General features: G+C 50.3%; 12 protein-coding genes. 11 read left to right on the forward strand and 1 reads right to left on the reverse strand.

The annotated features are described in order from the left end of the window. Window positions 1-5: 5 nt before the first annotated feature. From J2Y43_RS02205 to J2Y43_RS02255, 11 genes are all read left to right on the forward strand, one after another. The gene (locus tag J2Y43_RS02205; protein ID WP_309981450.1) at window positions 6-1,301 is read left to right on the forward strand and encodes a DUF4038 domain-containing protein; all 1,296 of its coding nucleotides are present in this window, start codon (window positions 6-8) and stop codon (window positions 1,299-1,301) included. Window positions 1,302-1,371: 70 nt separating this feature from the next. Beyond that, a complete protein-coding gene (locus J2Y43_RS02210; RefSeq protein ID WP_309981449.1) occupies window positions 1,372-3,393 on the forward strand; it encodes an OmpA family protein in 2,022 nt (673 codons plus the stop codon). Window positions 3,394-3,452: 59 nt separating this feature from the next. Further along, complete coding sequence (locus tag J2Y43_RS02215; RefSeq protein WP_309981448.1) at window positions 3,453-5,306, forward strand: glycosyltransferase family 39 protein; 1,854 nt, start codon at window positions 3,453-3,455, stop codon at window positions 5,304-5,306. A 117-nt stretch (window positions 5,307-5,423) separates the two neighbouring features. Beyond that, a complete protein-coding gene (locus J2Y43_RS02220; protein WP_309981447.1) occupies window positions 5,424-6,251 on the forward strand; it encodes a transketolase in 828 nt (275 codons plus the stop codon). Continuing rightward, window positions 6,244-8,238 carry an NAD-dependent epimerase/dehydratase family protein gene (locus tag J2Y43_RS02225; RefSeq protein ID WP_309981446.1) on the forward strand — a complete coding sequence of 665 codons (1,995 nt, stop codon included), beginning with the start codon at window positions 6,244-6,246 and terminating at the stop codon, window positions 8,236-8,238. The genes J2Y43_RS02220 and J2Y43_RS02225 overlap by 8 nt, the downstream gene beginning before the upstream one ends. Before the next feature lie 78 nt (window positions 8,239-8,316). After that, window positions 8,317-9,237: a transketolase gene (locus J2Y43_RS02230; protein WP_309981445.1), complete on the forward strand. Its 921-nt coding sequence runs from the start codon at window positions 8,317-8,319 to the stop codon at window positions 9,235-9,237. After that, window positions 9,234-10,928 carry a hypothetical protein gene (locus J2Y43_RS02235; protein ID WP_309981444.1) on the forward strand — a complete coding sequence of 565 codons (1,695 nt, stop codon included), beginning with the start codon at window positions 9,234-9,236 and terminating at the stop codon, window positions 10,926-10,928. Before J2Y43_RS02230 ends, J2Y43_RS02235 begins: the two co-directional genes overlap by 4 nt. A 2-nt stretch (window positions 10,929-10,930) precedes the next feature. Beyond that, window positions 10,931-12,067 carry an acyltransferase gene (locus J2Y43_RS02240; RefSeq protein WP_309981443.1) on the forward strand — a complete coding sequence of 379 codons (1,137 nt, stop codon included), beginning with the start codon at window positions 10,931-10,933 and terminating at the stop codon, window positions 12,065-12,067. Window positions 12,068-12,139: 72 nt separating this feature from the next. Beyond that, the gene (locus J2Y43_RS02245) at window positions 12,140-12,883 is read left to right on the forward strand and encodes a glycosyltransferase family 2 protein (RefSeq protein ID WP_223410507.1); all 744 of its coding nucleotides are present in this window, start codon (window positions 12,140-12,142) and stop codon (window positions 12,881-12,883) included. 11 nt (window positions 12,884-12,894) lie between these two features. After that, the gene (locus J2Y43_RS02250; protein WP_309981442.1) at window positions 12,895-15,573 is read left to right on the forward strand and encodes a DUF3352 domain-containing protein; all 2,679 of its coding nucleotides are present in this window, start codon (window positions 12,895-12,897) and stop codon (window positions 15,571-15,573) included. Between the two features lie 4 nt (window positions 15,574-15,577). Continuing rightward, window positions 15,578-16,609 carry a hypothetical protein gene (locus J2Y43_RS02255; protein WP_309981441.1) on the forward strand — a complete coding sequence of 344 codons (1,032 nt, stop codon included), beginning with the start codon at window positions 15,578-15,580 and terminating at the stop codon, window positions 16,607-16,609. Here the strand turns inward: J2Y43_RS02255 and J2Y43_RS02260 are convergent. Beyond that, a complete protein-coding gene (locus J2Y43_RS02260; protein WP_309981440.1) occupies window positions 16,606-17,859 on the reverse strand; it encodes a sodium:proton antiporter in 1,254 nt (417 codons plus the stop codon). The genes J2Y43_RS02255 and J2Y43_RS02260 overlap by 4 nt on opposite strands. Window positions 17,860-18,031 lie beyond the last annotated feature (172 nt).

Here is an 18,031-nt window from a genome sequence, read left to right on the forward strand (position 1 = left end):
ACACCATGAATATTTCCAAATCGCCAGGCACCAGAATGCTCGCAGGACTCATGCTGGCTTGCCTGCTTTCGATGGGATTGGTATTTCAGAAGGAGGACCAGGCCCCGCCCAGGTTCCCGCTGAAAATCAGCCCGAACGGCAGACACATTACCGATAACCACGGAACACCGTTTCTGATGGTAGCCGACGTGGCCTGGCAAATGCTGCGCAGGCTGAGCTACGCCGAGGCGGTGCAGTACATGGACATTCGCAAGTCGCAGTCGTTCAATACATTTCTCGTGCATTTGCTTCCCGCATTGCCCAATCAGCGGAATTTCAACAAGGTCTCGCCGTTTCTCGACAATAACGACCTGACCAAACCTAACAAAGCCTACTTCGATTATCTCGAAAAAATAGTGATAGCCGCCCGGGAGCGAAATCTCGTAGTCGGGATTGTGGTGTCCCGGCAGAGCTGGAACACGGTTTTCGACGCGCAAAAGGAAGATGCGTGGAGAAGTTACGGAACTTATGTGGGAAAGCATTTTGCCAAATACGCCAACATCATCTGGATCGTCAGTGAAGAAGAGTATCAGAGTGCCTCACAATTCAAAGCCATTTCGGAGGGTATCCGTGGCGAATCCGATGGGCAGATCGTGGCGTCGCTCAATACCTGTTCGCCCACGAGCGTGAATGACAATTCTCCCAACCATTCGGATCTCAAATTCATTATTCCCGATTCCACGGTGACTCCGGCCGAATATGCCGCATTGGCCAACTGGCAGAAAAATTCCGCCGAGGCTGCATTACGGCCATTCCTGATCGCCAATTCGGAATTCCCCAAAGAAATTACCGACCAGTCGACGCTGATCCGCAACCAGGCCTACCAGTCCATTCTGAGCTCGGCCGCGGGTTTCTGCCATATGAGTACGATTAAGAACTTCAACCCTACCTGGAAGCTCAACATTACCAAAGACGGTGCCGAATACATTCACCAACTGGTAAAAATCCTGAAAGGCATCCCCTGGGAATATATGCAGCCGGATACGCCCGATTTGCTGGTGGATTCGCTCGACAAGGCCGAAATAGGCATTGTTTCGCTTTCTAACAAAAAGATGGCCATGCTGTACATTCCCACCTCGCGACCGGTGCGCCTGGATCTCAAACATCTGGAAGGAAGCCAGTTCGGTGCGGTTTGGTACAGTCCCCGCACGGGCAAAAGATGGAACGGCAAGGATTTGAAACTGGACGAGGAAGCGATCGTTCAGCCGCCCGAGCTACAACCGGAATGGGACTGGATACTCCTCATCGGTGCCAAGCAGTAAGTTTGGCTTTTTTTTGTATTATTAATATATTACCAGATATAGAATAGCCCGGCCGGTATCTGATCACCCCATGCATTTGAGATTTAAGAACACCCTTTTGAGCATATTAATGGCAGTAATGCCGGTTTTCGCGTACTGCCAGGAGGTGTTATGGGCCAACAAGGTTTTGGGGTATTCTTCCGAGTACAGGCCTTCGCAAATAGGCCACGCATACCGTTCCAAACAGATCCTGGGTATTCCCAACAAGCTTCCCGATTTTGGCGACAGCCCCTGTGCATGGTCACCGGCCGACGCCGACGGGCGCAATGAGGAATGGATCAAGGTAGGTTTCGACAAAGCCATTCCGTTGAAGCAGATCGCGATTGCCGAAAATTTCAACCCCGGGGCGGTCGTGCGCGTGTATGCATACGACCCGGCAGGCAAAGAATACCTTGTTTTGGATACGCCCGCTGCCCAGCAAACCGTGAAAGGCAGGATGCTGCATATATTCCCCAAACAAAATATTGAGGCCAATGCGGTAAAAATAGTCCTCCAACCGGGCAAGGTTTCGGGCTCCAATCAGATCGATGCGATCGGTATTTCTTCGGACACGGCACCCATCGAGGCGAAAATCAACTTTGTGGCGTCGCTTTTGAAAGCGCAAAAGGAGAATATGGGAAAGGCTATCAACTCGAAAGGCCAGGAAGTAGCGCCCATTATCTCGCCGGATGGTAAGACGTTGTATTTTACGCGTAGTAATTATGAAGGTAATATCGGCTCGCCATCGCAGCAGGACGTCTGGTATTCGACCCTTAATGATAAAGGCCAGTGGACGGAGGCTCTAAATATGGGGCCACCGATCAATAATGCCGCCAACAACGCCATTACCAGCATCTCAGCAGATGGCAAGACCATTTATCTTATTAATGTTTACAAGCCCGACGGGACGATGGTTTTTGGCTTTTCGCGATCATTTAAGACAAAAACAGGGTGGAGCTTTCCGAAGGAGTCCAAAATGATCAACACCGTGCGGCCGGAAACGAGTCTCGAAATAGCGGTGTCACCACACCAAAACGTCGCGATATTGTCTGTTCAACGCGCCGATTCGGAAGGCGGAAAGGATTTGTATATCTCTTTTCTTCAAAAAGACAACAGCTGGTCGGAGCCGCAAAATCTCGGCAACGTCATCAATAGCGCCGATTATGAAGGTACTCCTTTTCTGGCGCTGGATAACAAAACACTTTATTTTTCCTCGCAAGGGCATTCCGGCTACGGCCAGGGTGACCTCTTTCTTACCCGCCGGCTCGACGATACCTGGCTCAACTGGTCGACGCCCGAGAACCTCGGCCCGGCGGTGAACTCGCCGCTTTGGGATGCATTCATCAATATCCCCGCTACCGGAGATTATGCCTATTTCAGCGCCAGCGACAAGGTGGTAGGCCAGGAAGATATTTTTCGCATCCGCATGACGCCCGAGATCAAGCCGGACCCCGTGGCGGTTGTGAGTGGGAACGTCCTGGAAGCGGAGACCAATAAGCCGGTAAAATCCGACATTACCGCTGACATCAAAAGCACAAATGCCTCTTTCGCGACGGCAAGCTTTGATCCCGAAACCGGCGAATATCGGCTGATACTCCCGCTGAAAGAAATATACCGCATTACTGCTTCCGGCGAAGGTTTTTTCCCCGTTTCGGAAGATATGGACCTGAGCGCAGAAACCGGTTTCCGCTCGATCCGGAAGAATATTTACCTGCAACCCATTAAGGCGGGCCAGCAGATCCGGCTCAGCAACACGATGTTTTCCCAAAGTAGTGCGGAAGTGACACCGTCGTCCTTCACCGAGCTCGACAAGATCGCCGAAACGATGAAAGCCTACCCTACGATGGAGATATTGCTGGAAGGCCATACCGACAACCAGGGCGAAGTGCAAAAGAATATCAAGCTCTCCTCGGACCGCGTAGAACAGGTAAAAAAATACCTTTTGTCCAAAGGCATCGACGGCAAACGCATTCAGACCAAAGCCTGGGGACCAACGCGCCCTATTGCCAGCAACCTCACCGAGCAGACACGCCAAAAGAACCGCAGAGTAGAGTTTACGATTCTTAAAATCTAAAAAATATCCTATAACAGGAAATTTCCTTATTTTCGCGGCGTCCATCAGCGAACGCACTAATGTCTCCCAACCAAACCAAAGAAACCCTGCGGTCAAGGCTTATACTCACCCTCATTCTCGTTGCAGGTCTTGCATTAAGACTTCACAACCTCGATCGGTACAGTATTTTCTTCGATGAAGTGAGCACACTGCTCGTCAGCCAGGGCATCGTGTTGGAAGGGGCTAATCAGAAAGAAGCTTTTGCTACCTGTGAACTGTCCGATTCCCGTTTTTGGACAACACCGGCCCACCCGCAAAAACAGGTGCTCCGCTCATTTACGGCAAACGAAATCTACACGCCCAAGGCATTCACGCCTGCCGAGTTCTGGGCTCCGAAGTCCATTGAGGACTACTATGAGGCCATGACGCGCAGCGATATCGGCAACAGCCCGTTCTACTACGTGCTTCTGCATCCGTGGATCGACATTTTCGGCTTTTCGGACTATTCGATTCGTCTTTTTTCGGTCATTTTCAGTGTATTGATCATCGGGTTAACCTACCTGTTTGCGAAACGCTTCTTCGGAACCGACACGGCGCTGATAGCAGCCGGCATTACAGCCATCGAACCTTTTTTCATCGCTTACAGCCACCAGGCGCGCAACTATTCGCTGACATTCTTCCTGACGCTTGCCGCGACGTATTTCTTTTTACAAATAGTAGAAAACAAGGCCAATAAAAACACATTCTGGCTTTACGTCGGCTATGTGCTCTCCGCCGGGCTCGGACTGCTCAGTCATTTTCTGGTTATCGCAGTACTGCTGGCGCACGCATTATATGCATTGTTTTTCCTGAGAACGCTCAAAGGCTGGATTCGCATGGCCATTGCGGCGGTGTTTGCGCTCTCCGGCGTGGCCTGGTGGCTGATGTTTGGAGGTGGCGTTTACACGTTGTCTTCCCTGCAACACCAGGCTGCCTTATATAAAAGAATGGCTGAAACCGGTGGACAGGCATTTGGGAATATTCTGCCTGCAACGCCATTGAATGTCTTCAACAAATCGCTGCCCATTTTCGCTGATCTCGTGATTTTCACCAATGGCCTTACTGACGCCCTGGGAGGTAAAAAGAATGTGGCTGTGGCACTGGCCGTGGCATTGATACTGATCTGCTGGTATCGTTTCAAAGACAAGATTAACACGCCCGCGTGGCTTACGCCTCGTTTCCCATATTTGCTCGTCATCATCGTCGCGTTTTTTTACAATAATCACAAACTGCAATTCTGCATTCTAAGCGTCAGTTTGTTTGCATTGTCCTTCATTCCCGATCTGCACAAAAATGCGGATCGCCAGCAAAAAGCACGCCTGTGGATGCTTTACATGATGGCGCTCGTTCCGACGCTGTTCCTCATCCTGATGTCGTTCAAGAATGGGCATACTTATGGCATTATGCAGCGATACTCGGGCTTTTCGTTCCCTTACGTCATTATCCTGCTAAGTCTGCTGCTCCAATTCTATACGACTTTGAAGGTGGAATTCCGGGTGCTTATTTTTGTGTTCCTTGCCGCCCAGCTCTATTTCGTAGGATTGAGATTAAAAGAATTCTACGAGGACCGCTCACCGAAGTACGGCTATTTTGCCGTTCCGCGCGTGCCTAACCCCTACTGGGAGGCTGCAAAGAAGATAGAAGCGAATTACCAGCCGGGCGACACCATCTTTTATCCGGCCCCACGCTACGAGGTGCTTTCCGAAATGGACCGCACATTCCTGCCCTATTCGATCCACGATGCGCAGATTACCAACCTGTATTTCCCCAAAGACGCGCAATATGTGCAGGTCATGGATATGAATCAGGCAGATCGGATCTGGATCAAAAAACAGGGACGCTCCGAGCCCCTGGAAATCATGAAACTGACCGGCAAACGTTACGGTTTTGAGTAAGCGGCAAGGTGGTTTTGGCAGAGCCGTCCAATAACATTTTGTATATTGCGGACTTAAAACCAGAGATCTGGCCGTTATTTTGCAGGCAATTCCTTACATCGACATACAACATCAGGCATGACAGCAGAAGAGATATTAAAAGACCCGAAACAGTTGAGCGGCGAGCTTCGCCTTAAAATACTGGGCCTTTACCACCAGGCCAATGCGGGCCACATTGGTTGCTCGCTCAGCTGCATCGACCTGATGATTGCAGTCCTTTTCCTTCAAAAATCGGTCGATGATACCTTCATTCTTTCCAAAGGCCACGCCGCGGCCGCGCTTTATGCGTGCCTGAATACGCTGGGAGAAATTACCGACGAGGAGCTGGACACATTCTACCTGGATGGCACCACGTTACCCGCCCACCCTGCACCGCGCCAGTACAAAGGCATTCCTTTTGCTACCGGTTCATTAGGCCACGGCCTGCCCATTGCAACGGGCATCGCCCACGCTGCAAAGGTCGCCGACGATGCAACGTATTCGTTCACGCTGCTGTCTGATGGGGAAACCAACGAAGGCACCACCTGGGAGGCTGCGCACTATGCCATCCAAAACCAGCTCGACAACCTCATCATGCTCATCGACAAAAATGGCTTGCAGGGTTTCGGTTTTACGGATAAAGTTCTGGGAGAAACCGCTTCGGTTGAAAAATGGAAAGCGATCGGTTTCGAAACGGTGGAAGTGGACGGCCACGACATTGCGGCCATCAGCGAGGCAATCAGCAAGCTGAAAGAAAGCAAAAACGGGCTCCCGAAAGCCATTATCGCCAATACCGTGAAAGGAAAAGGGGTTTCCTATATGGAAAACAAATTGGAATGGCATTACCTGCCCATGAATAAAGACCAGTATGAGCAAGCTACACTGGAAGTAAAGGAACGCTATCTTAATGAATTGACGAATGCTTGACCATTTACCGGTTTACCGCGATAAAATAGAGAAATTAAAAGGGCCAGTTTTTGTTTTCGGTGCCAGCGGCTTCATTGGCGCCAATCTCTTCAATGATATATTTAAAATCCGGAAGGATTGCTACGCAGTAACCCACGACGCCACCAAAGCTTGGCGTTTGAAACTGCTGAATGTCCCGTTTGAAAACATTATTCACTGCGACATTCTTTCCGACAACTCCATCAAGGAGGTATTTGAAAAATATAAACCGCAAACGATTTTCAACCTTGCGGCGTACGGTGCGTACAGCAAGCAGAGCAATGTGAACCTTACTTACGAGACCAACGTGCTTGGAACGGTGAACATCCTGCAAAACTGCACGAAGGATATGGTTTACATCCATGCCGGAAGCAGTTCCGAATATGGTTTCAATTGCACGTCGCCCAAAGAAACCGACCGCGTGGAACCGAACAGCCATTATGCGGTTTCGAAGGTTTCGGCTGCTTATTTGCTCGAATATTATGCCAAAGTCGCAGGGTTGAAAACGCTCAACCTGCGCTTATACTCAATTTACGGCTATTGGGAAGAGCCCGACCGGCTGATCCCGCGCCTGATCGAAAATGCGCGTAAAAAGAGCTTACCTTCCCTGGTATCGCCCGATATCAGCCGCGATTTTGTGTTTGTAGAAGATTGCGTGGAGGCATTTCTGGATGCGGCTTTGAAAATCGACGACGAAAAATCGGGACGCTCCTATAACATCGCTACCGGCCGCAAAACCACGATGGGCGACCTCGTGGACGTGACGCGCAAGGCATTTTCCATCGCCAAAGAGCCGGAATGGGGCAGCATGTCGAACCGCAAATGGGACCTGGCCGAATGGTTTGGGGACCCGTCGGCATTTGAAAACGACTTTGGCTGGAAAGCGAGAACCTCCCTGGAAGACGGCCTGATCCGTTACAGCCAATGGCAGGATGCCGTGCAATATGAGTCGAGGCTGATCCCTGCTTTTGAAAATCCGAAACTTAACCCGGTTATCACAGCCATTATCGCATGTTACAAGGATGCCCAGGCGATCCCGTTCATGTACGAAAGGCTTGTGAAGACTTTCAATGAACTGAAAGTCCGCTACGAGATCATATTTGTCAATGACAACTCACCTGATAACCAGGAAGAAGTTATCAACGCGATTTGCGATAAAGACCCTAATGTGGTCGGCATCAGCCACTCACGAAACTTCGGCTCGCAATCGGCATTCCTGAGCGGGATGGAGATCGCAACGGGCGACTGCGTGGTGCTCATGGACGGCGACTTGCAGGATCCGCCTGAAATTATCCCGGCATTTTACGAAAAATGGATGGACGGCTACGACGTCGTGTACGGTGTACGCGTACAGCGCGAGATGAAGCCGCATATCCACTTCTTCTATAAGACATTCTATAAAGTATTCCAGGGGCTGAGCTACATCCCTATCCCGCGCGACGCCGGCGATTTCTCGATGATCGACCGCAAGGTGGTGAAGGAGCTTGTGGACTTGCCCGAAACCGAGCAATTCCTGCGCGGCTTGCGTGCATGGGTAGGTTTCAAACAAACCGGGGTACCTTATGTGCGTCCTGAAAGAATGTTCGGCGTGTCGACCAACAACTGGACGAAAAACATCTGGTGGGCGAAGAAGGCGATCTTCTCGTTCAGTTTTGCGCCATTGGAACTGATGAGTTATGCGGGATTCGGGCTCACTGCCCTGTCCATTCTGGGGATAATCTGGCAGATACTGGCCAAATTCTTTTTCTTCCCGGATACGCCAAGAGGCCTCAGCACCGTAATTATCCTGATCGTATTCTTCGGCGGGCTCACTATCCTGGGCATTTCGTTTTTGGGAGAATACATTACCAAGATATTCGAAGAGACTAAAAAGCGGCCCAAATATATTCGCACCAGAATTCGCCGGGGACCGAAGGCCTATAAAACCGCCGATGAAATCCGGGCCTTGGTAAAACAATTGAGAAAGTAATAAATTGCATGGTATCAGCCGGTTAGGCGGCCATTCCATTTAAGTTAAGCAATCAATCGGCGTAGCGCCCACTTAACGATGAGAAAAGAATTTTCAACAGCCATCGAAGAGCTTGCGGTCGAAGACGACTCCGTTATCTTCATCACAGGCGACCTTGGATATAATGCATTGGAAAACTTGCAGGCTAAAATGGGCAAGCGGTTTATCAATGCCGGTGTTGCGGAGCAGAATATGGTGGGAGTAGCTGCCGGCTTTGCGCACAAAGGTTATAAAGTGTTCTGTTACAGCATTGCACCATTTATCGTGTACCGCTGCCTCGAACAGTTCCGTAACGACGTGTGCTTCAACAACCTGCCGGTGTTCCTGGTGGGTAATGGCGGCGGATATGGCTACGGGATTATGGGCAGCAGCCACCATACGATCGAAGACCTGGCGTGTTTGAGCGGCCAGCAGAATGCCCAGGTGTGGGTACCTGCATTTGCTGATGAAGTGGTTCCGGTTGTGCGGCAGATCGCCGCTGACGCCCGTCCTGCATACCTGCGCCTTGGAGCGGGAAAAACCACTCCTGCAAACAGCTACCTCACGGGTTCATTTAAAGTGATCCACCAGCCTGCCCATGCCGAAACGACCGTTTTTGCACTGGGACCTATTGCCAACAATGTGCTATCCGCACTGGCGCTGGCTCCCGAGCTTGCCGAAAAGGTGAACGTGGTGACTGCCCTGCATTTTCCGCTGGAACTGACGGACGAGCTGATCACACTGGTGAAAAAAGCTCCTGCGATACTCGTTGCCGAAGAACACATCAGCACAGGCGGGCTCGCTCAGCAGCTTTCCGTTCAGTTGCTGGAAAAAGGCATTTTCCCGTCGGTATTCAAGAGTCTCAAAGCTGAGGGGTATCCCAACAGCCGCTACGGCAGCCAGAGCTATCACCAGAAGCTTTCCGGACTTGACGCAGATTCGATCCTGTCGAGCATCAGCCAACTAATGATCCCGGCATGACGAAAAAGGCTTTCACCATTATCCTGAGCCTGATCCTACTGTTACCCGTTGCCATTTATTTCACGGTTTGGGATTACTATGCCATTAATATTCCCAAATGGGACGACCACGCGCTGAAAAATTTCATCGCCGAATACGCGCAGGCCGATAACTGGAAACAAAAGATCCTGGCGCTTTTCAGGCAGCATAACGAGCACCGCATTGCGCTGACCCGCCTGTTCGCGTGGATTGATTATGCCATTTTCGGGCATCTCAACTACCGGCATCTGATGACCGCGGGCAACATTTTGCTCCTGGCCGCCATTCCGCTTTGGTATGACCTGCTTAAAAAGAACAAAAAGCCGCTCTTTGCATTGATACCCATTCCATTCCTGTGGATGACGCTCGCATTCTGGGAAAATATGTATTGGGGAATGGCCGCGGTGCAGAACCTGGGCGTCGTAACACTGGTACTTTGGACATTGTATCTGGTTATCAATCCCAAGGTTCTACCTTTTTCGATTGCTATCCTCCTAAGTGTTGTAACGGTGCTTACAAGTGGCAATGGGTTGATGGTGTTGCCGCTAGGCGCGGTTTTGCTGTTTCTGAGCGGTAACAGAAAGCGGTTTGCACTCTGGATCATTATCAGCATTACAGAGATCTTCTGCTATTTTTATTGGTATACCAAACCTGAGTCCAATCCAGAATCGAAAGCGGGCATCATACAACTTGCGAAAGGCTATATGGCATTCCTGGGCTCATTTGCGGAGTCCATCCCTGTGCTCGACCATTTTAAGGTTTGTCTTTTTCTTGGCATCGTACTGTTTCTTGTGGCGGTTTCAATCGCTTCCACCACCCTCTTCCGCATTATCAGAAATAAATACTCCGTCAAGTTCGAGCGCACAACCGACCTATTCTGCCTCGGTGCCGTCCTGTTTATTCTGGGAACGGCGTTGATCGTCGTTTATACCCGTGCCGGTTTTGGTCTGGAAGGACTAATCACGAGTCGTTACAAAATCTATTCGGTACTATTACTGATCATCGCTTACATTTATGTAGTGGTACCAATCCGCGGCAGTTTTCTTTCGCCTTACATTACTGCTATTATTGCATTGGCAGTGACATTCAATGTGTTCAGCTACCATTATCACTTGGTAGATGCCTATAATCTCAGGAAACAGCTGGTAACGTGGCAATTTAACTGGACATTTACGGACAAATCGCTGAAATATCCGGCAGACACATCGTTCGCGGCTAATATCATGGCGAAAACGCCCGTCATTTACGACAAATGGTTACCGCTTATCGCCGTTGCAGACCATCAGAATTATGCGGGAAGTTCGCGGGGGATGGTCGATTTGTATGATAAAACCACGATTTCTGCCGACACGATGTCCATTAAGGTGAGCAACACTACATTCACCAGCCAGCGGTTGCAGGATAGCGGGGTGTATGTGCTGCTGAGTTCGGATAAATGCTACTACATTTTCCCCGCGCTTCGCACGCGTAACACGAGCCGGAAGCAGTTGTTCCTAAAACAATATTATTTCGCCCCGGGCTTTTACGCCGACATCCCTTTCTCCGAAATGGATAAGGGAATTTATAAAGTGGCACTTATCCGCCAGCAGGGCGACGACACCGGCATTCTGTTCAAGGACCAGCGTGTGACGGTGAAAGAATCGCGTAAAAAAGAAGTGAAAGTTAACTGGTAACCATGCGCACCAATTCGGAAGGACACATTATTCAACTTGACGGCGTGCGCTTTATTGCGGTGGGGCTGGTTCTGCTCGACCACCTGATCGTGGAGATCAACATTATCCCATTCGGCGCATTGGGGGTAACGATTTTCTTCGTGCTCAGCGGTTTCCTGATCTCTCGTATTTTGCTTAAAAGCAAGGAAAAAACTTACGGCACACAGGGAGGTTTCAAAAAATACCTGCGCAAATTCCTCATCCGCAGAACTATCCGGATTTTCCCGGTTTACTACCTCATCATTGCATTGCTATTTATCTTCAATGTGCCGCCAGTTCGGGACAAGCTGCCCTGGCTCGCATTGTACGGGACCAACATCTACATTGCCCTCCACAAAACCTGGCTGGGTTCAGTAGACCATTTGTGGTCGCTGGCGGTGGAAGAGCAGGTGTACCTATTTTTCCCGTTCCTGATTTTCTTCATTTCCAAGAATAAACTGGTGCCTGTGCTGGGCCTGATGGGTGTTTTCAGCATTCTCCTGCGCGCCTACATTTTCTATTCGGGCAGAATACCAGGTACCAACTTCGTCACGATGGGTGAATGGACCGTAACGTATGTATCCACGCCCACGTGTTTCGATTCTTTCGCCTTAGGTGGCCTCATGGCCTGGATGCAGCTTTACAAGAATGATCTGTTTGTTAAATTTTTCAGTAAATCGTGGCCGGTATTGCTTGGTTTGCTGGGGTGGGTGCTGATCCAATGGTGGGCCAAATCGCTGGCACAGCCTTTCAACTTCCCATACGTGGTACTCGACAGAACCATGTCGTCCATTTTCGGGTTTACCTTGATAGGACGCGCTGTGATGGGTTTCAAGGGTTGGATGGCCGCGTTCCTCGAAAATCCGGTGTGTATTTATCTTGGCAAAATCAGCTATGGCCTGTACCTGTACCACAATTTTGTATACAACCATTTTCACAGCGGTCCCATGCACCCGACGGTCAGGCTTTTCCGGAAAATCTATCAATATATACCTAGCCTCGAAGGCAATATCGCGTTCGAAGCAACGGTCGTAGTGGCGCTCACTGTCTTAGTAGCGTCGGTTTCTTGGCACTTTTTCGAGAAACCGATTAACGCTCTGAAAGACAAGTACGCTTACTAAATAATGAAACCCCATAGCCCGGTTACAGGCTTTATTTATTAATTTCGCGCAACATACCAAATACGCTTTTGCATGTCATATCTTCTGAGTATAGTAATGCCCGCATACAATGAGCAGGATTGTATCGAAAAAGTAGTTTATAATTGGACCTCCTTCCTCAAAACTAAATTCCCCAACGATAACACTACCCTGATCGTCATCAACGACGGATCGAAAGACAATACGAAGGTATTACTGGATGAACTGGACAAAAAGATCGACAATCTGACGGTCGTCCACCAGAAAAACGGCGGGCATGGCAATGCGGTCGTGAACGGCTACCGCAAGGCGCTGGAAGTAGGTTCGGAATATGTGTTCCAGACCGACAGCGACGACCAGTTCGTTTCCGAAGATTTTGACAAACTGTGGGACAAGCGCTCCCAGTCACAATTCATACTCGGCTACCGCCAGGTGCGGCATGATGCCGGCGTACGCCTCTTTATCACGAAATTCCTCCGCGGCACGATTTCCGCTGTTTATGGTACATTCATCATGGATAGCAACATCCCGTTCCGTCTGATTAAAGGAACATTCCTGCAAAAACTGATGAACCAGCTGCCCAACCCGGAACCATTCGCACCGAACATTTTCCTGGCGGTAATGGCTAAAAAATCAGGACAGCAGCTGTTCGATATCCCTATCACCCATAAAGACCGGGAAACCGGCACCGTTTCAATTGTGAAATGGAACCTGTGGAAAGTTTGTATCCGAAGCTTTAAAGAACTCTTGCGGTTTCGCCTCGAACTGAATGATAAAGTGAAAGCGATCCGCGCTTAAAAAACAGGCTTGTGTCGAAAAAAAAACTGATTGCTATCCTGCTGGTCGTGCTTATCGCATCAGCAGGATATTTCCTGTTCAAATGGTCGAGGGGTTCGTCGGCAGCCTGGCAATTCATCCCCTCCAATGCCGTGGTGGTGATCACCAGTGAGCACCTGCAAGATTCGGCTTATACGGCCACAGAAGCCGCCCTTGACCTCAAACGGCTTCCTCTCCTCGATATCGCCAGCGATAACCTTACTTTGCTCAACCTGCTGACGAAAGACGCTAAAAAGCTCAAAACATTCCTGAAAGGCAAAGCCCTCTCCTACTCGTACCACCCGCGCACGAGCACGGAATGGGGGGTAATTATGTACATTCCTGTCACCGAGGAAGAAACCAAATGGCTCGCCAGCCCGCAACATGCCAACATCCGGCTTTTGCACCACAATTTCCAGGATCACCGCATTACCGACGCCATCGACGCCAACTCCCGGCCATTGTTTTCCTACCTGGTAAAAGACCATTACCTGATCGTGAGCTACTACGGCGACCTGATTGAAGACGCCGTGCGTGCATCGTCGCTCAATATCAGCTCGTTCAGGCTGCGTTCGCGCTTTTCGAATTTCAACGACTCCGATTATGGCACGAGCATTTACCTCCGCACAGATGCTTGGAAATCGGTGATGTCGATGGAAAATGTGGCTACGCTGGCCGAGTTTGGAAAAAGCTTCCCCGCTTACCAGGATTTTCACATTGAAAAAGCAGAAAACAAGGGAAACCTGGTCGTAAAATCCGACGGGGCGGATGCGCCGGATTACTATCTGGCCGAAATCCTGAAAGATAACCCAGGCACACCGTTTATCGGGCACAAGCATGTATCGCAGCAGACGTCGTTTCTATACCGCGCGGCAGCTTCCAACAAAGCGGCATTCAAGGAAGCATTTTTGAAATGGCATAAAAAATACAAGTCGCCCGCCTGGGATAAGCTCACCTATTACATTGCCGGTGAAAGCAATGTGCTCATCGACAATATCGGTTCGGAATTAGTACTGTGCCAACTGGAAGAAAACAACAGCATTACCGACGGCAAAATCCTGCTCGCGGAGTTCTCCAATTATGATAAAGTGAGGCCCGTGCTGCAAAAGCTCGCGCAACTGGCCAATCAGGAAAGCAACGTTTCGAACGATCAATATCAGGGTTACGACATTTACTCGGTACCTGTGCCCGAGCTACCAGCAGGTCTTTACGGGCCGATGTTCACCGGCTTTCCGCGCAGCTACATTACTTACATCGCGCCCTACCTGGTGATCAGCAACAACTCGCAGGTTTTACAGAACTACATTGTCGATTACGAAAACCAGATCACCTGGAAACAATCGCCGGAATACGACAGCGTGCTGACCAATGCCAACAATGAAGCGCAGCTTTCGATGATCGTTAACCTGCGGAAAGCGCAATCGGGCGAGGAAACGCAGGTGAGCAAAAAGTACAGCGACCTCACGGCTAAAATGGAGTCTATCACGCTGCAATGCCGTTTCGAAGGCAGCGAGGCATTCCCCGAGCTTACATTCCATCCTAAAAAACGGCAGACCGCCAGCAAGGTGCTCAACCGCACTTTCCTGAACATAGACATCGAGTGGCCGGATATTTACGATTCGGAACTAGCCGCATTGCAAAACCCGATCGACGGAAGCTCTGAAATATTGCTGACCGACAAGGAACATAACCTGCTCAGAACAAACAACCTGCGTGAAGGAAAAACCGAAACCATCGCCAAACTGAACGGAGCGATCGGCACGGCTGCTTACAAAGTCGACTTCCTGAATATTGGCCGTCAGCAGCGCATTTTTGCCACGGGACGCACCGTATACGCATTGGACGAAGACGACTCCTCCAATGTTTCGACTTTCCAGGCCCATTTACCAACCTCCGACCTCATTTCGGCATTGTACCTCATCGATGGCGGCGAAGACGGCAGTAACCGGTTTATCGTCAAGAGCTCGGCGGAAGAGCTGTTTGTATGGGAAAGTGTCACCCGCCCGCTCAAAAGGCTGAACCATTCCGTACGCTTCGAAAAGATCGTGGGTCCGGTGGTGGCGCTGAACCAGATCGGCAACCGGGGCTTCATCGTAACGCAGCAGAACGGAAAGATCTATTTATTGAAGGAAAATGGCACGGTACGCCCCGGCTTCCCCGTCGATATCCTGACGCGTACCGAAAGTCCGTTCACCTGGGCGCAAAACCCTCAAACGGGCCAGCCCGAGCTCGCGGGCGTGAGCGTATCCGGCGAGTTGATCCGCATCAGCCTGGATGGTAAAATCACATCGCGGCGGCAGCTTCTCCGCCCTGAACCGGGTTCACGTTTCCGGATCCTATTCGACCGCAATTCACTCGACTGGATATTGGTGCGGTCGGTCAATTCCAAAACGGCTATTATTACCAAAGATGGCCGCGAGCTGTTCGAGATCAAAGATATTTTGCCAAATTCGGTGATCCAATACCATTTCTTTGGTGTCGACAACCGGTTTATCACCATTAAATCGGGCAGTTATTCTACCGTTTTTGACATGAACGGAAGGCGCCTCGGCGATAAAGCGATCCCGTCGGAAATGCCGGTGCAGCTTACCTATCAGCCGGGTTATTACAAATTATTGATATTCAGCCGGTCGGAGAAGAAAATACAGGTCTGGTCGATCAAGTTGAGATAATGCTATGAAAATTTTAAGATATATCGTTCTGGCCGCTTGCTGCCTGATCTGGGTCGTAGGGCTCAGCCCGACCATACTACCCTGGCTGTGGAAAGAGCAGATTGTGGAAGATGGCTATCAATACGGCGATTTATACAAACTCTCTACCCTGTCAGAATTCCGTGATCCGCGTCACCAATGCACTGACTATGTGCCGCCAGCCCGGCCGAAGTCGGCAAAAAAAGTACATTTGTACATTATCGGCGATAGTTTTACGGAAAAAGGAAGGGTTGGCCTGAGCGACTTCCCGGTAGACGAATATACCTGGGTAAAATGGTCCGATTTCCTGCATATCAAACTCGACACCACCCAACATAATATCTTGCTGATGGAAAGCGTCGAACGGCATTTCCGCCAGAAATTCGCTTCGTCAGCCATTACCGTGCTCGTGCCGGACTCAGCGACATTTATTCAAAACGGGGCTTCCAGCAAGTTCATGCACCAGCTCGACGAAGCTTTCAAAGGCTCGCATACCGCCGACAGGCTCGACGGCTTCCTGTTCCAAAACGACTTCGCATTACGGATTAAAGAATGGAAATCCGATTTCAACCACCGTTTTTTCGACAGGACTGCTTCGGGTGTTACGCTCGTGAACAACGACCGCGATGTTGTGTATTACATGGATACCGACACCCCGGAAGTTACGTCGTCCTTCACGCCGATGCGCGAGACCGAGCTCGATTCCATCATCACCAATGTAAATGCCAGCCGCGATTTTGCGGATTCGTTGGGTTTCGATCATGTGATATTAAGTATTATCCCCAACAAGGTTTCCGTACTCAGCCCCGACTACGGTGTTTATAACAACCTCATCGAGCGGGTGTACAACCATGCCAAACTCGACATCCCTTACATCGATGTCCTTGGAGATTTCCGCCGCATGGGCCGTTCTTCGTACATGAAAGGCGATTCGCACTGGACTTGCGAGGGGCAAACGATCTGGCTGAACAAAATCAATGCGTTGCTCAACCAGCTCGTTGCCGGGCCGGCTTCCTAAGCAGCTTCCGCGTCGTCGGGCAGGCGGTCGGTGAGCTTGCCCACCGTGAGCCCCTGCACGATGATCGAGAACAGTACCACGAAATAGGTGATCGCCAGCAGCAGGTCTTTGTTGAGATGCTGGTCAATGGACAATGCCAGTGCGATGGAAACACCACCGCGCAAGCCTCCCCATACCAGGATCGTGATCGATTTCTTCCCGAAGCGCGTCTTGAATGGGATCAGTTTGACGGGAATGTAGATCGAAATAAAGCGCGCCGAAAGCACCACTAAGATCGCCACCAGGCCCGCCCAGCCGTATTGCTTCATGTCCGGGATCAGGAGCAACTCGAAGCCGATAATCAGGAACAGGATCGCATTCAGGATTTCATCAATAAGCTCCCAGAATTTATCGATATAGTCGCGCTCGGTATCTGAAACCGCACCCGGGTTTTTACCATAATTCCCTACTACCAAACCTGCCGCCACCATCGCCAGCGGGCCCGACATATGCAATGCCTGCGCGGCCAGGTGCCCGCCCATCACGATCGCGAGCGTGATAAGCACATGTACGTTATAGCCGTCTACCCGGTACATCATTTTGGAACCTAAAAAGCCGAGCAGCAGCCCGAGCAAAATACCGCCCAATGCTTCTTTTACAAAAAGCCCGGCAATGCCCGCAAACGACGTATTCACTTCCTCTCCCCTCGCCAGCGCGAGCATCAGGATGAACACCACCACCGCCATACCGTCGTTAAAAAGCGACTCGCCCGCGATCTTCGTTTCGAGCGATTTGGGAACGCCGGCCTGTTTGAGAATCCCGAGCACCGCAATGGGATCGGTAGGCGAAATCAATGCGCCGAAAACGAGGCATTGAATGAGCGGAATGCTAATGCCGATCAACGGCAGGATATAATAAATGAGGAAACCGATCACGAATGTGGATATCACGACGCTGACGGTGGAAAAAATAATGACCGGTAAGCGCTGCTCCCGCAGATCTTCCAAATGCAAATGGATAGCCCCGGCGAACAGCAGGAAGTTGAGCATCGCGCCCATGAGTATCTCCGTGAGATCGACGCTTGCTATCAGCGTGGAAATGCGGATGAATGTGCGCGGAAATATGCTATCGGTAGCGATAAGCCCCAACGAAACCATCAATGCGATCACCATGACGCCGATGGAAGGTGGCAATTTCAGAAACCGGGAATTGAGGTAGGAAAATATCGCAGAGAGGACGATTAACGCAGAAAAAGAATAATACAGCTCCATGAAAATATTTTTTAGACTAACCAAAAATAAGAAATTCCGGGCTCGCATTCAAGGCGAAACGGCTTGCACGGGTAAACTCTAATAGTATTCTAATTTGAAAGAACTGTCTGAAAACGGGGGCCGAAAACGATTTGAAAGTACGAAAATCCGGTTGCATCGATTGTTTTCCTAC

Origin of the sequence: Dyadobacter sp. BE31 (genome assembly GCF_031457695.1) — a bacterium.
Classification (GTDB): Bacteria; Bacteroidota; Bacteroidia; order Cytophagales; family Spirosomataceae; genus Dyadobacter.

Excerpts from the sequence above, each read along its gene's own strand:
- J2Y43_RS02235 (WP_309981444.1), top strand. The coding sequence starts at position 9,234 with ATGACGAAAAAGGCTTTCACCATTATCCTGAGCCTGATCCTACTGTTA.
- J2Y43_RS02205 (WP_309981450.1), top strand. The coding sequence starts at position 6 with ATGAATATTTCCAAATCGCCAGGCACCAGAATGCTCGCAGGACTCATG.
- J2Y43_RS02260 (WP_309981440.1), bottom strand. The coding sequence starts at position 17,859 with ATGGAGCTGTATTATTCTTTTTCTGCGTTAATCGTCCTCTCTGCGATA.
- J2Y43_RS02225 (WP_309981446.1), top strand. The coding sequence starts at position 6,244 with ATGCTTGACCATTTACCGGTTTACCGCGATAAAATAGAGAAATTAAAA.
- J2Y43_RS02255 (WP_309981441.1), top strand. The coding sequence starts at position 15,578 with ATGAAAATTTTAAGATATATCGTTCTGGCCGCTTGCTGCCTGATCTGG.
- J2Y43_RS02215 (WP_309981448.1), top strand. The coding sequence starts at position 3,453 with ATGTCTCCCAACCAAACCAAAGAAACCCTGCGGTCAAGGCTTATACTC.
- J2Y43_RS02240 (WP_309981443.1), top strand. The coding sequence starts at position 10,931 with ATGCGCACCAATTCGGAAGGACACATTATTCAACTTGACGGCGTGCGC.
- J2Y43_RS02210 (WP_309981449.1), top strand. The coding sequence starts at position 1,372 with ATGCATTTGAGATTTAAGAACACCCTTTTGAGCATATTAATGGCAGTA.
- J2Y43_RS02230 (WP_309981445.1), top strand. The coding sequence starts at position 8,317 with ATGAGAAAAGAATTTTCAACAGCCATCGAAGAGCTTGCGGTCGAAGAC.
- J2Y43_RS02245 (WP_223410507.1), top strand. The coding sequence starts at position 12,140 with ATGTCATATCTTCTGAGTATAGTAATGCCCGCATACAATGAGCAGGAT.
- J2Y43_RS02220 (WP_309981447.1), top strand. The coding sequence starts at position 5,424 with ATGACAGCAGAAGAGATATTAAAAGACCCGAAACAGTTGAGCGGCGAG.